The organism is Mycobacterium sp. 050134, assembly GCF_036409085.1.
In the GTDB taxonomy this organism is placed as follows: Bacteria; Actinomycetota; Actinomycetes; order Mycobacteriales; family Mycobacteriaceae; genus Mycobacterium.
Map to the genome: position 1 here is coordinate 25,075 of NZ_JAZGLV010000010.1, position 13,891 is coordinate 38,965.

Annotated in this window: 13 protein-coding genes; 5 read left to right on the plus strand and 8 right to left on the minus strand. The window is 70.1% G+C overall.

Annotated elements, in window-relative coordinates:
- Nucleotides 1–4: 4 nt before the first annotated feature.
- A complete protein-coding gene (locus tag SKC42_RS13560) occupies nt 5–787 on the minus strand; it encodes a lysoplasmalogenase (RefSeq protein WP_330964998.1) in 783 nt (260 codons plus the stop codon).
- Here SKC42_RS13560 and SKC42_RS13565 point away from each other — a divergent pair.
- Genes SKC42_RS13565 through SKC42_RS13580 form a run of 4 tightly spaced genes read left to right on the plus strand, consistent with a single transcriptional unit; the run spans nt 786 to nt 4,829 of the window.
- A complete protein-coding gene (locus SKC42_RS13565) occupies nt 786–1,748 on the plus strand; it encodes an alpha/beta hydrolase (RefSeq protein WP_330964822.1) in 963 nt (320 codons plus the stop codon). The two genes, SKC42_RS13560 and SKC42_RS13565, sit on opposite strands and share 2 nt — an antisense overlap.
- A gap of 19 nt (nt 1,749–1,767) precedes the next feature.
- The gene (locus tag SKC42_RS13570; RefSeq protein WP_330964823.1) at nt 1,768–2,748 is read left to right on the plus strand and encodes an alpha/beta hydrolase; all 981 of its coding nucleotides are present in this window, start codon (nt 1,768–1,770) and stop codon (nt 2,746–2,748) included.
- Nucleotides 2,749–2,762: 14 nt separating this feature from the next.
- Nucleotides 2,763–4,241, plus strand: a complete 1,479-nt coding sequence (locus SKC42_RS13575) for a flavin-containing monooxygenase (protein ID WP_330964999.1) — start codon at nt 2,763–2,765, stop codon at nt 4,239–4,241.
- 15 nt (nt 4,242–4,256) lie between these two features.
- Complete coding sequence (locus SKC42_RS13580; protein WP_330964824.1) at nt 4,257–4,829, plus strand: pyridoxamine 5'-phosphate oxidase family protein; 573 nt, start codon at nt 4,257–4,259, stop codon at nt 4,827–4,829.
- Here SKC42_RS13580 and metK read toward each other — a convergent pair.
- From metK to mihF, 5 genes are all read right to left on the minus strand, one after another.
- The gene (metK, locus tag SKC42_RS13585) at nt 4,826–6,037 is read right to left on the minus strand and encodes a methionine adenosyltransferase (protein ID WP_330964825.1); all 1,212 of its coding nucleotides are present in this window, start codon (nt 6,035–6,037) and stop codon (nt 4,826–4,828) included. The genes SKC42_RS13580 and metK overlap by 4 nt on opposite strands.
- Before the next feature lie 123 nt (nt 6,038–6,160).
- Nucleotides 6,161–7,411 carry a bifunctional phosphopantothenoylcysteine decarboxylase/phosphopantothenate--cysteine ligase CoaBC gene (coaBC, locus tag SKC42_RS13590; protein ID WP_330964826.1) on the minus strand — a complete coding sequence of 417 codons (1,251 nt, stop codon included), beginning with the start codon at nt 7,409–7,411 and terminating at the stop codon, nt 6,161–6,163.
- 19 nt (nt 7,412–7,430) lie between these two features.
- Nucleotides 7,431–7,757, minus strand: a complete 327-nt coding sequence (gene rpoZ / locus SKC42_RS13595; protein ID WP_330964827.1) for a DNA-directed RNA polymerase subunit omega — start codon at nt 7,755–7,757, stop codon at nt 7,431–7,433.
- A 96-nt stretch (nt 7,758–7,853) separates the two neighbouring features.
- The gene (gene gmk / locus SKC42_RS13600) at nt 7,854–8,480 is read right to left on the minus strand and encodes a guanylate kinase (protein WP_330964828.1); all 627 of its coding nucleotides are present in this window, start codon (nt 8,478–8,480) and stop codon (nt 7,854–7,856) included.
- A gap of 37 nt (nt 8,481–8,517) precedes the next feature.
- Nucleotides 8,518–8,835, minus strand: a complete 318-nt coding sequence (mihF, locus tag SKC42_RS13605) for an integration host factor, actinobacterial type (protein WP_067415791.1) — start codon at nt 8,833–8,835, stop codon at nt 8,518–8,520.
- Between the two features lie 415 nt (nt 8,836–9,250).
- On the opposite strand from mihF, the gene SKC42_RS13610 reads away from it, so the two are divergent.
- A complete protein-coding gene (locus SKC42_RS13610; RefSeq protein WP_330964829.1) occupies nt 9,251–9,652 on the plus strand; it encodes a TOBE domain-containing protein in 402 nt (133 codons plus the stop codon).
- Nucleotide 9,653: 1 nt separating this feature from the next.
- On the opposite strand, the gene pyrF is transcribed toward SKC42_RS13610, so the two are convergent.
- Nucleotides 9,654–10,478: an orotidine-5'-phosphate decarboxylase gene (gene pyrF / locus SKC42_RS13615; protein WP_330964830.1), complete on the minus strand. Its 825-nt coding sequence runs from the start codon at nt 10,476–10,478 to the stop codon at nt 9,654–9,656.
- Nucleotides 10,475–13,825, minus strand: a complete 3,351-nt coding sequence (carB, locus tag SKC42_RS13620; protein ID WP_330964831.1) for a carbamoyl-phosphate synthase large subunit — start codon at nt 13,823–13,825, stop codon at nt 10,475–10,477. The genes pyrF and carB overlap by 4 nt, the downstream gene beginning before the upstream one ends.
- Nucleotides 13,826–13,891: the final 66 nt, after the last annotated feature.

The following is a 13,891-nucleotide window of genomic DNA, read 5'->3' on the forward strand; positions in this document are numbered from 1 at the left end:
GTTGCTAGTCAAAGCCTTCGTGGTAGCCCTCGATGGGCCATTCGACGACGTCGTCGTCCCCCGCGTACTCCTCGTAGTACGGCTCCTCGCGGCCGAAGAAGAAACCGGCCGCGATGAGGATCTGGGCCGCGGCGTACAACCACCAGACCGGCACCGCCAGCGCGTCGTTGTCCAGGATGAAACGGCCGACGGCGATCATCGTGTCGGATACGGCGAAGGACACCGCCCCCACCGCCGTCCAGATCGTCGGGAGCCGCGCCAGTTGCGCCGCGCACACCATCGCCGTCAGCACCAGGATGTAGACCGTCACCGGGATGGTCAGCTTGTCGCGGCTCAGGTGCGGCCAGAACCAGGCCAACATGATGAAGACGCCCAGGCCGATGAGGACCACGGCCGCCAGGCGCGGGCTCGACGGCCGCGCCCGCGGGATGAGGGGAATCAGCGCGGCCAGGAACAACAAGTGCGCGAACAGAAATGCCGCCAGCCCCAGACCGAACGACATCGTGAACCAGGGGATCGCCAGCAACCAGTCGCCGACGGCCGACAGCAGGAACGCCGGCACCAACAGCCGCCGCTCCCGCACGATCGCGTGACCGGCCGCCGCCACCGACAGCAGCAACGCCATCAAGGCCTTGAAGGGCGGCTGTAGGACCCAGTGCCCGGTCAGCTGAACCCCGGGAGGGGACCGCAGCGCGAGCACCGTCAGGTAGACGCCGTACCCGACCCCGGCCCAGCCGGCCAGCACCCAGGCCCCGGACACCAGGCGGGGTGCGTACGGTACCTCCATGCCCAGCTTGGACAACACAGCCGACGAGAAACCCGCGATCGACCCCATCTTGCAGAAGGTACTGGATGCGGTTCCGTTCCGGCTATCAACCGAGGATGGTGTCGACGCGGCGCGCCAGCGGTTCCGCGACCTGCCCCGCCGGCCGCTGCATCCCGAGTTGCGCGTCGAGGACCGGGCCATCGCCGGCCCGGACGGACCGATCGACATCCGGATCTACTGGCCGCCAACCCAGGACGGCGGCCAGGCCCCGGTCGTGCTCTTCTTCCACGGCGGCGGGTTCGTGGTGGGCGACCTCGACACGCACGACGGTACGGCGCGCCAGCACGCGGTCGCCGCCGACGCGATCGTGGTGTCGGTCGACTACCGGTTGGCGCCCGAGCACCCCTACCCCGCCGCCGTCGAAGACGCCTGGGCCGCAACGACCTGGGTGGCCGAGCATGGCGCCGGCATGGGCGCGGACACGGCCCGGATCGCCGTCGCGGGGGACTCCGCCGGCGGCAACATCGCCGCGGTGATCGCCCAGTGGGCCCGCGACCAGGCGGGACCGCCAATCGCGTTCCAGCTGTTGTGGTACCCCTCGACGCTGTGGGACCCGACGCTGCCCTCCTTCTCCGAGAACGCCGCCGCCCCCAACCTCGACGTCAAGGCCGTCGCCTCGTTCTCCCGTTGGTACGCAGGTGAAGCGGACCTGTCCGATCCGCCTCCGGGATTGGCGCCGGGCCGCGCGGAAAACCTGCGCGGCCTGCCGCCGGCCCACATCGCCGTCGCCGGTTACGACCCCCTGCGCGACGACGGCATCCGCTACGGCGAGTTGCTGGCCGCCGCCGGCGTTCCCGTCGAGGTGCACAACGCCGAGACCCTGGTGCACGGCTACCTCGGCTACGCCGGGGTGGTGCCCGCGGCCACCGAAGCGGCCGATCGGGGGCTCGCGGCGCTGCGCGCCGGCCTGCACGGCAAATAGCGAAGCGTACGGTGAACCCATGACGGAGCCGACCCTCGCGGACGAGGACGCCCGACCGGGCATCGATCCCACGTTCAAGTCCCTGCTCGACGCCTTCCCGATGACGTTCACCGCCGCCGACGGCGTGGAGGTCGCGCGCAAGCGGATGCGGCTGCTGAAGGCGCCGGAGGAGATGCTGCCCGCCCTGCGGATCGAGCAGCGCACGGTCGGCTACGGCGACCTCTCCGAGATCCCCGTCCGTATCTACTGGCCCGGAGGTGACGAGACCGACGGCCCCCTGCCGGTCGTGGTGTTCTTCCACGGCGGCGGATTCGCGCTGGGTGACCTGGACACCCACGACGCCGTCGCCCGCGCCCACGCCGTCGGCGCCGAGGCCATCGTGGTGTCCGTCGACTACCGGCTGGCCCCGGAGCATCCGTTCCCGGCCGCCGTCGACGACTGCTGGGCGGCGCTGCAATGGGTCGCGGAAAACGCCGCGGAGCTGGGCGGCGACCCCGACCGGATCGCCGTCGCCGGTGACTCGGCCGGCGGCAACCTCGCCGCCGTGGTGGCCCACCTGGCGCGCGACAACGCCGGGCCGCGGCTCAGCTTTCAGCTGCTGTGGTATCCGATGGTGACCGCCGACCTGTCGCTGCCGTCGTTCACCGAGAACGCCAACGCGCCGATCCTGGACCGAGACGTCATCGACGCGTTCCTGTACTGGTACCTGCCCGACATCGACGTCACCGATCCCGGGGCCCTGCCCACCACGCTGGCCCCGGCGAACGCGACCGATCACTCGAACCTGCCGCCCGCCTACATCGGGACGGCCGGGCACGATCCGCTGCGCGACGACGGCGCCCGCTACGCCGAATTGCTCAGCGCTGCGGGCGTACCGGCCGAGCTGAGCCACGAACCGACGCTGGTGCACGGCTACGTCAGCTTCGCCCTGGTGATTCCCGCCGCGGCCGAGGCCACCGGCCGCGGGCTGGCCGCGTTACGGAAGGCGCTACACGAGTAGGGGCTCTGATGACCATCGTTCCCGACCACCACGCGCTGATCGTCGGCGCCGGGTTCTCCGGCATCGGCGCCGCCATCAAGCTCGACGAAGCCGGCCTGCGCGACTACCTGATCGTCGAGGCCGGCGACGGGGTCGGCGGGACGTGGCACTGGAACACCTATCCCGGCATCGCCGTGGACATTCCGTCGTTCTCCTACCAGTTCTCCTTCGAGCAGAGCACCCGCTGGTCGCGCACCTACGCGCCCGGCCGCGAGCTGAAGGCGTACGCCGAACACTGCGTCGACAAGTACGGCGTTGGCTCGCGAATCCGCTTCAACACCAAGGTGATCGCCGCGGAATTCGACGACGACAACACCCTCTGGCGGGTTCGGACGGAACCCGGGGGCGAGATCACCGCCCGGTTCCTGATCAGCGCGAGCGGCGTGCTGACCGTGCCCAAGTCGCCCGACATCGACGGCGTCGACTCGTTCGCCGGGATCACCATGCACACGGCGCGCTGGGACCACGGCCAGGACCTCACCGGCAAGCGTGTCGCCGTGATCGGCACCGGCGCCTCGGCCGTGCAGGTGATCCCCGAGATCGCGCCGAGGGTCTGTACGCTCACCGTCTTTCAGCGCACCCCGATCTGGTGCTTCCCCAAGTTCGACGTCCCGCTGCCCGCGGCGGCGCGCTGGGCGATGCGCGTCCCCGGCGGCAAGGTGGTCCAGCGGGCGCTCAGCCAGGCGTTCGTCGAGCTGACCTTTCCGCTTTCCGCGCAGTACTTCACCGTGTTCCCGCTCGCCAAGCGGATGGAGTCGGCGGGGCGGTCATATCTGCGCCAGCAGGTCCACGATCCCACCGTCCGCGAGCGACTCACCCCGCGCTACGCCGTCGGCTGCAAGCGGCCCGGCTTCCACAACGGCTACCTCGCCACGTTCAACCGCGACAACGTCCGGTTGGTCACCGAGCCGATCGACAAGATCACGGCGTCCGCCGTGGCCACCACGGACGGCGAGAGCCACGAGGTCGATGTGCTGATCCTCGCCACCGGCTTCAGGGTGATGGACACCGACAACGTCCCCACGTTCGCGGTCACCGGCAGCGGCGGCGTGTCGTTGAGCCGGTTCTGGGACGAGCACCGATTGCAGGCGTACGAGGGGGTCAGCGTTCCCGGATTCCCGAACATGTTCAGCGTGTTCGGCCCGTACGGCTACGTCGGCTCGTCGTATTTCGCGCTCATTGAGGCGCAGACCCATCACATCGTGCGGTGCCTCAAGCGGGCGCGGCGCACCGGCGCCGCCCGCGTCGAGGTGACCGCGGAGGCGAACGCCCGATACTTCGCCGAGATGATGCGCAAGCGGCACCGGCAGATCTTCTGGCAGGACAGCTGCCGGCTGGCCAACAGTTATTACTTCGACAAGAACGGTGACGTGCCGCTACGCCCGGCCACCACGGCCGAGGCGTACTGGCGCAGCCGCCGATTCGACTTGGCCGACTACCGGTTCTCGGCGTAGCGCTACGCTGCACGCGTGGCGAAAGAGTTTCCGCATATCGATGACTCGCTCCGGGACTTCATCGATCGGCAAGCCGTCTTCTTCGTGGCCACCGCCCCATCCGAGGGCGGCCGAATCAACCTGTCGCCCAAGGGATACCGGGACACCTTCGCGGTGCTGGACGAGCGCACCGTTGCCTACCTCGACCTGTTCGGCAGCGGCGCCGAGACCATCGCCCACCTGCGCGACAACGGTCGGATCACCATCATGTTCTGCTCGTTCACCCGCAACTCACGCATCCTGCGGCTGTTCGGCACGGGGCGGGTGGTCCGCCCCGACGACCCCGAATTCGACGGCCTGGCAACCCGTTTCGGGAAGGAGCGCGCGGGGGTGCGCGCCGCCATCGTCGTCGACATAGAGCGCATCGCCGACGCCTGCGGGTTCGCGGTGCCCTACTACGAGCTCATCGACGAACGGCCGGTCCTCGACGCGCACCACACCAAGGCGACCGACGAGAAGTTCGTCCGGGCCGTCGAGCGCAACCGGCGCAGCATCGACGGGCTGCCCGCGCTAGACGCGGACCACCCGCCGCCCCGACAGCCGTCCTAGACGGCGCGCTTTAGATCGTCGACCTTGTCGAGCCGCTCCCAGGGCAGGTCGATGTCGGTGCGGCCGAAGTGCCCGTACGCGGCGGTCTGCGCGTAGATCGGGCGCAGCAGGTCCAGGTCGCGAACGATCGCGCCGGGTCGCAGGTCGAACACCTCGGGCACGATCTTCTCGATCTTGACCGGGTCGACGGTCGCGGTGCCGAACGTCTCGATGAACAAGCCGACCGGGGCGGCCTTACCGATGGCGTAGGCCACCTGCACCTCGACCCGCTCGGCCAGCCCGGCGGCGACGATGTTCTTGGCGACCCAGCGCATCGCGTACGCCGCCGACCGGTCCACCTTCGACGGGTCCTTGCCGGAGAAGGCGCCGCCGCCGTGGCGGGCCCAGCCGCCGTAGGTGTCGACGATGATCTTGCGGCCCGTCAGGCCGGCGTCGCCCATCGGGCCGCCGACGACGAACTTGCCGGTCGGGTTGATCAGCACCCGGGTCGACGAGGAGTCCAGGGTCTCGTGCGCCAAGTCCGCCAGCACGGTCTTGATCACGTGCTCCCGCAGGTCGGGATCCAGCGTCTTTTCCAAGTCGATGCCGTCGGCGTGCTGGGTGGAGATCACCACGGTGTCCAACCGGACCGGGACGTCGTCCTCGTATTCGATGGTGACCTGCGTCTTACCGTCGGGACGCAGGTAGGCCAGCGTCCCGTTCTTGCGCACCTCGGTCAGCCGCCGCGACAGCCGGTGGGCCAGCGCGATGGGCAGGGGCATCAGCTCGGGGGTGTCGTTGATCGCGTAGCCGAACATCAGGCCCTGGTCGCCGGCGCCCTGCGAGTCCAGCGGGTCCGCGGCGCCCTCGACGCGCGCCTCGTGGGCGGTGTCCACGCCCTGCGCGATGTCGGGCGACTGCGCGCCGATGCCGATGTTGACCCCGCACGACGCCCCGTCGAAGCCCTTTTCCGACGAGTCGTAGCCGATGTCGAGGATGCGAGCGCGGACGGTGTTGGTGATGTCGGCGAACGCCTCCTTGGCGGTCGTGGTCACCTCGCCGACCACGTGCACCTGCCCGGTGGTCACCAGCGTCTCGACCGCGACGCGTGAGCGGGGGTCGTCCGCGAGCAGGGCGTCGAGCACCGAGTCGCTGATCGCGTCACAGATTTTGTCGGGATGGCCCTCGGTCACCGACTCACTGGTAAACAGCCGACCCTTTTCGCTCACAGTCTCAGTCCTTCCGATAATTAGTTAGCCGAATCATATCGGCCGGTGTTGCCGCAGTCCGTCCGGGCGGGGGATCGCCCAGCACCTACCCAGGCGCCGTACAGATCCGCGCTGTCTACTCGCCTACTCGCCGTCGCCGTGCAGGAACGAGACGATCGCGTCAACAATACGACTCGCCATGTGCGTCTTCGAGCCGTGCTGCAGCGCCGACTCGGTCCCGTCGGACGCCAGCAGCCAGCCGTCGTTGTTGTCCACCTCGAACGCCCTGCCGTCCCCGACCGCGTTGACGACCAGCAGGTCGCATCCCTTGCGGCACAGCTTCGCGCGGGCGTGGAACAGCACGTCGCCGTTGGCGTCGCCGGTCTCGGCGGCGAAGCCCACGATCGCGCGCATGTTGGGGAGCTCGCCGTGCGAGCGCGCCCGCACCACGCCGGCCAGGACGTCGTCGTTGCGCACCAGCTCGATGGCCGGCGGTTCCTCCCGGTCGTCCGGGCCCTTTTTGATCTTGGCGGCGGCGACGTGGGCGGGCCGGAAGTCGGCGACGGCCGCGGCCATCACCAAAACGTCCGCCTCGGGGGCGTGCTTGGACACCGCGTCGCCGAGCTGCTCGGCCGAGCTGACGTGGACGACCTCGACGCCGGCCGGGTCGATGAGCCCGGCGGTGTGGCCGGCGATCAGCGTCACCTGGGCGCCGCGCTGCGCGGCGACCCGCGCCACGGCGTACCCCTGTTTGCCAGAGCTGCGGTTTCCGATGAACCGCACCGGGTCGATCGGTTCGCGGGTGCCGCCGGCGGTGACCAGCAGCCGCCAGCCGGACAGGTCGTACGGCAGGGCGTCGTGGCGCTCGAGGAGCAGTTGGGCCAGGGTGGTGATCTCCTCGGCTTCCGGCAGCCGGCCCGCCCCGCTGTCGCTGCCGGTGAGGCGCCCGGACGCCGGCTCCAGCACCACGGCGCCGCGCCGGCGCAGCGTGGCCACGTTGTCGACGGTGGCCGGGTGCAACCACATCTCGGTGTGCATGGCCGGCGCGAACAGCACGGGACAGCGGGCGGTGAGCAGGGTCGCGGTGAGCAGGTCGTCGGCCCGGCCGGCGACGGCGCGGGCAAGCAGGTCGGCGGTGGCTGGCGCCACCACCACCAGGTCGGCCTGCTGGCCGAGGTGCACGTGCGGCACGTCGGGGACGCCCTCGAAGACGCCGGTGGTCACCGGCTGGCCGGAGAGGGCCTCGAAGGTGGCGGCACCCACGAACCGCAGGGCGGACTCGGTGGGGATGACCCGGACCGAGTGGCCGGCCTCGGAGAGCTGACGGACGACGGTGCACGCCTTGTAGGCGGCGATGCCGCCGGAGACGCCGATGACGATCCGCTTACGCTCCACAGCGCCTGCGCCTGCCTCGTTACTCGCCCTCGGTGTGCTCGAGCAGGTCGGCGTGGATCTCGCGCATCGCGATGGACAGGGGCTTTTCCTGAAGGCCGGGCTCGACGAGCGGGCCGACGTATTCGAGGATGCCCTCGCCGAGCTGGTTGTAGTAGTCGTTGATCTGCCGGGCCCGCTTGGCCGCGTAGATCACGAGGGCGTACTTGCTCGAGACGCGGTCCAGCAACTCGTCGATGGGCGGGTTGGTGATGCCCAGCGGGGTGTCGTAGACGCGCTGGCCCCCTGCCGACGGGTCGAACTGGTCGGGGACGGCGGTCAGCTGCGCGTCGGACTGCGGAAGTGTCACGTAGGTCAATCTCCTGGCGGATTAGAGCGGTTGGTGAACCGCTGGAAACTCGATGCTCGATGGCGTCTGGATCTGGTCTGGCTTCTGATCAGGCCGTTATGCCGGGCCCGGTGCAGTTCCCACCAGCAAGGATACCAATTCCGCGCACGCAGACTCCAATCGTCGGTTCACCACGACCTCGTCGAAGTCGCCCTGGGCCGCCAATTCCACGCGGGCGGTGTCCAGGCGACGCCGTATCGCCTCCGGCGTCTCGGTGCCACGGCCGATCAGCCGGGCCTCCAGATCCTCCCAGCTGGGAGGTGCCAGGAACACCGTGACGGCCTCGGGCATCGCCTTCTTGACCGCCCTGGCCCCGGCCAGGTCGACCTCGATGAGCACGGGGCGCCCGGCGGCGGCCGCGGCCCGGACGGGCTCGGCGAGGGTGCCCGATCGGTGCAGCCCGCCGTGGATGTCCGCCCATTCCAGCAGCGCACCCTCGTCGATGAGCTGCTGGAAGCGGACCGGGGTGACGAAGTGGTAGTCGACGCCGTCAATCTCGCCCGGCCGGGGCGCCCGGGTGGTCGCCGAGACGCTGAAGTGCAGGTCGGGGATGCGTTCCCGCAGACACCTGACCACGGTTGACTTGCCGACCGCGGAGGGACCGGACAGCACGACCACGCGCCCCTTGCCTTGCGGCTCGGGACGGGTGCCGCGCTCGGTGTCCGGTCCCCCGCCGGCGCTCATGGGCGCGTCCGGGTGGGTTGGCCCACCTGGGTGCGGATTAGGCGGAGCCGAACTTTTCCAGCAGGGCCTTGCGCTGCCGATCGCCGAGGCCCCGCAGGCGGCGGGTCGGGGCGATCTCCAGCTCGGTCATGATTTCCTGCGCCTTGACCTTGCCCACCTTGGGCAACGCCTCCAGCAGCGCCGAAACCTTCATCTTGCCCAGGACTTCGTCGGTCTCGGCGTCCTTGAGCACCTGCGAAAGGTTGGTGCCGCCACGCTTCAGCCGGTCCTTGAGCTCTGCTCGTGCACGACGTGCGGCAGCCGCCTTCTCCAAAGCGGCCGCGCGCTGCTCGTCGGTCAACTGGGGAAGGGCCACGGTTCCTCCGTATCTGATCAATCGATCCGAATCGATCTTGTTTCTGCCAGGTACTTCTGCCAGCGGAGACGACCGTACTCACGGTTCCGAACGAAATCTAACCCGACCCCCTGGTTGAGGGGAACAAACGCCCAGCGTGGGCCCCGCGCGTCGCCCCCGTGACGCGCCGAACGGGACCGCCGACCGGTTCGTCCGGACTCTGGCGACGGCGTCGCCGGCGGCCGGCCGATAGCCCCTTTACCTGGGCTTTTACGCTCCCCGAGGGTCGGCGGACGCCGCAGCACCGGTCGCCGCCGGCGGCCCCGCGCGGCGCCGGCGAGCGGCCGTGCCGGGGATCACCGATTTTCACCGCGCGCGTCGCGCGTGTCGCGTAGGCGCAGTTCAACGCGGGTGGCCCAGCGGTTACGATCGACCGGTGCCAAACCTGCGGATCCGCCAGGCGGCGGAGCTGCTGGGGGTCAGTGACGACACCGTGCGGCGATGGATCAACCAGGGCACGTTGGCGGTCAGCCACGACGCGGCCGGCCGCAAGGTGATCGCCAGCGAGGACCTGGCCCAGTTCGCCCGCACCAACGCGCCCGCTCCCCCGCCGGATCCGCTCAGCATCGGCAGCTCGGCCCGCAACCGGTTCGTGGGGCTGGTCACCGAGGTGGTCAGCGACAAGGTGATGACCCAGGTCGAGATGCAGTGCGGGCCGTTCACGGTGGTGTCGCTGATGAGCACCGAGGCGGCCGAGGAGCTCAAGCTCCGGCCCGGGAGCGTGGCGGTGGCCGTCGTCAAGGCCACCACCGTGATCGTCGAGACAGGGGCGCGCTAGGTTAGGCCCCCAGGTAGGCGACGGCCGTCAGCATCCGTTCGGCAGCGGCCCGCAGTTCGGCCACGCGCGGCCCGGCGCGCAGCACCTCGCGGGCGACGGCGGGCAGCAGCTGCCCCGGCGCCGCGCCACCGAGGCCGCCCAGCGCATCCGGCCGCCCGCCCTGCGCCCCGACACCGGGGACCAGCACCGGGCCGCCCAGCGCGCTCACGTCGGGCGCCTCGAACACCGTCGCACCGACCACCACGCCCACGTAGCCGGGCTCCGAGGTGCTCATGGACCTGTTCACCACGGCCGCCTGGTCGACGACGAGCTGCGCCACGGTGCGGCCGTCGAAGGCCGCGCGCTGCACGGTCGCCCCCTCGGGGTTGGACGTCGCCGCCAGCACGAAGACGCCGCGGTCGTGAGCCGCCGCGGCCTCCAGCAGCGGCCGCAGCGCGCCGAATCCCAGGTACGGCGAGGCCGTCACCGCGTCGGCGGCCAGGGGCGAATCGCCAGCCCAGGCGGCCGCATAGGCGGCCATCGTGGTCCCGATGTCGCCGCGCTTGGCGTCGGCCAGCACCAGGACGCCGGCCGCGCGCAGCGCGGCGATGGTGCGTTCGAGTACCGCGAACCCGGCCGAGCCGTAGGCCTCGAAAAACGCCACCTGGGGCTTGACGACCGCGAACCCCGCGAACGCCTCGACGCAGGTGTCGCAGAACGCCGCGAGGCCATCGACGGTCACCGGCAGGCCCCACGCTCGCAACAGCTCGGGATGCGGGTCGATGCCCAGGCACAGCGGCCCGCGGCGCGCCTTCGCCTCGGCCAGCCGGGCGCCGAACCCCGTCACCGCGGGTTGCCCGGGCCGATCGCGCTGTGCAACTCCTGCAGCGACCGCACGTCGATGTCGCCGCGGATGCCCGCCTCGATGCCCTGAATCGCGGCCGAGGCGCCCTGCACCGTGGTGACGCAGGGAATGTTGACCGATACGGCCACGGAGCGGATCTCGTAACCGTCGACGCGCGGACCGGAGTTGCCGTAAGGCGTGTTGATCACCATGTCGACCTCGCCGGCCCTGATCGCGTCGACGGCCGACTCGGCCGGGCGACCCTGCTGCGGCGGCTCGAAGTGCTTACGCACCTCGTCGCACGGTATTCCGTTGCGGCGCAACATCTCCGCGGTACCCTCGGTGGCCAGGACGCGAAATCCGAGGTCGGCCAGGCGCTTGACCGGGAACACCAGTGAGCGCTTGTCCCGGTTGGCGACCGACACGAACACGGTGCCCTGGGCCGGCAGCGACCCGTAGGCGGCGGTCTGGCTCTTGGCGAAGGCGGTGCCGAAGTCGCGGTCGATGCCCATCACCTCGCCGGTCGACTTCATTTCCGGACCCAGCAGCGAATCGATGGCCGCACCGTCGGCGCGGCGGAACCGGTGGAACGGCAGCACCGCCTCCTTAACCGCGATCGGGGCCTCCGGCGGCGCGTGCGCACCGTCGCCTTCGCGCGCCAGCATGCCTTCATCGCGGAGTTGGGAAATGCTGGCGCCCAGCATGATCCGGGCGCAGGCCTTGGCCAAGGGGATCGCGGTGGCCTTGGAGACGAAAGGAACGGTACGGCTCGCTCTCGGGTTGGCCTCCAGGACGTAGAGGATGTCGTCCTTCAGGGCGTACTGCACGTTGAGCAACCCGATAACGCCGATGCCGTGGGCGATGGCTTCCGTCGCGCGGCGCACCTTCTCGATGTCGCTGCGGCCCAGCGTGACCGGCGGCAGCGCGCAGGCCGAGTCGCCGGAGTGGATGCCAGCCTCCTCGATGTGTTCCATGACGCCGCCGATGTAGACCTCGGCGCCGTCGCACAGCGCGTCGACGTCGATCTCCACCGCGTCTTCGAGGAAGCGGTCCACCAGCACCGGGTGCTCGGGCGAGAGCTCGGTGGCGCGGGCGATGTAGCTCTTCAGGGTCTCCTCGTCGTAGACGATCTCCATGCCGCGGCCGCCGAGCACGTACGACGGGCGCACCAGCACCGGGTAGCCGATCTCGTCGGCGATCCGGCGGGCCTGCGCGAAGGTCGTTGCGGTGCCGTACTTCGGCGCCGGCAGCCCCGCGGTGGTGAGGACGTCGCCGAAGGCGCCGCGGTCCTCGGCCAGGTCGATCGCCTCCGGCGGGGTGCCCACGATCGGGATGCCGACGTCGGCGAGGCGCTGCGCCAGGCCGAGGGGGGTCTGGCCGCCGAGCTGCACGATCACGCCGGCCACTCCGGGGCCGCCACCGGCGGACTCGCTTTCGGCGCGGAAGACCTCGCACACGTCCTCGAAGGTCAGCGGCTCGAAGTACAGCCGGTCGGCGGTGTCGTAGTCGGTGGACACCGTCTCCGGGTTGCAGTTGACCATCACGGTCTCAAAGCCGGCCTGGCTCAACGTCGTTGCCGCGTGCACGCAGCTGTAGTCGAACTCGATGCCCTGGCCGATCCGGTTCGGACCGGACCCGAGGATCAGCACCTTGGGCCGCTCGGCCTGCGGGGCGACCTCGGTCTCGGCGGCGGGGTCGAGCTCATAGCTGCTGTAGTGATACGGCGTCTTGGCCTCGAACTCGGCCGCGCAGGTGTCCACGGTCTTGTACACCGGGTGGATGCCGAGCCGTTCGCGCAGCGAGCGGACCCCGTTCTCGCCGGCCAATTCGGGCCGCAGAGCGGCGATTTGACGGTCCGACAGCCCGCTGTGCTTGCCGCGCCGCAGCAGGTCCGCGTCGAGGACCGGGGCGGCGACCAGGTCCTCGCGGAGCCGTACCAGCTCGTCGATCTCGGCGACGAACCAGGGGTCGATGCCGGACGCCTCGGCCACCTGCTCCACCGAGCCGCCCAGCCGCAACGCCAGCTCGACGTCGTAGAGCCGCCCCTCGGTCGGCGTCCGCAGCCGCGTCAGGACGTCGTCGAGTCCGCCGTCGGGATCCGGCTTCGTCCAGAATCCGGCCCGGGTGGTCTCCAGCGACCGCATCACCTTGCCGAGGGCCTCGATGAAGTTGCGGCCCAACGACATCGCCTCGCCGACGGACTTCATCGTGGTGGTCAGGACGGGATCGGCGCCGGGGAACTTCTCGAACGCGAAGCGCGGCGCCTTGACGACGACGTAGTCGAGGGTGGGTTCGAAGCAGGCCGGGGTCTCCTTGGTGATGTCGTTGACGATCTCGTCGAGGGTGTAGCCGATGGCGAGCTTGGCGGCGATCTTGGCGATCGGGAAGCCGGTGGCCTTGGACGCCAGCGCGCTCGACCGGGACACCCGCGGGTTCATCTCGACGACGATCAGCCGCCCGTCCCGGGGATTGACGGCGAACTGGATGTTGCAGCCGCCGGTGTCGACGCCGACCTCGCGCAGGATCGCGATGCCCAGGTCGCGCATCCGCTGGTATTCGCGGTCGGTCAGCGTCATCGCGGGCGCGACGGTGACCGAGTCGCCGGTGTGCACGCCCATCGGGTCGACGTTCTCGATCGAGCAGACCACCACGACGTTGTCGTTGCCGTCACGCATCAGCTCGAGCTCGAATTCCTTCCAGCCGAAGATGGATTCCTCGATGAGCACGTTGGCGCTGGGCGAGGCGGCCAGCCCGGCGCCGGCCATCCGTTCCACCTCGTCGGCGGAATAGGCCATCCCCGAACCCAGCCCGCCCATGGTGAAGCTCGGCCGCACGACGACCGGCAGGCCGACCTCCCCGACCGTCTCACGGACCTCGTCCATGGTGAAGCACACGCGGCTGCGGGCGGATTCGCCGCCCACCTTGGCGACGATGTCCTTGAACCGCTGCCGGTCTTCGCCGCGCTGGATCGCGTCGAAGTCGGCGCCGATCAGCTCGACGTCGTAGCGCTCCAGCGCCCCGTTCTCGTACAGCGCGACGGCGGTGTTGAGCGCCGTCTGGCCGCCCAGTGTGGCCAGGACGGCGTCGATCTTGTTGCCGCGCCTGGCCTGCTGGGCGATCACCTTCTCGACGAACGCCGGCGTGATCGGCTCTACGTAGGTGTGGTCGGCGTACTCGGGGTCGGTCATGATGGTGGCCGGATTGGAATTGATGAGGCTGACCTGCAGCCCCTCGGCGCGCAGCACCCGGCAGGCCTGGGTGCCCGAGTAGTCGAACTCCGCGGCCTGGCCGATGACGATCGGCCCGGAGCCGATCACCAGCACGTGGTTGAGGTCGGTGCGACGCGGCACTAGCGTTCCCCTTCCTTGGCGCGAGCGTGCGTGTTTGTACGCCGACACGCCGACATCTGCGTACCG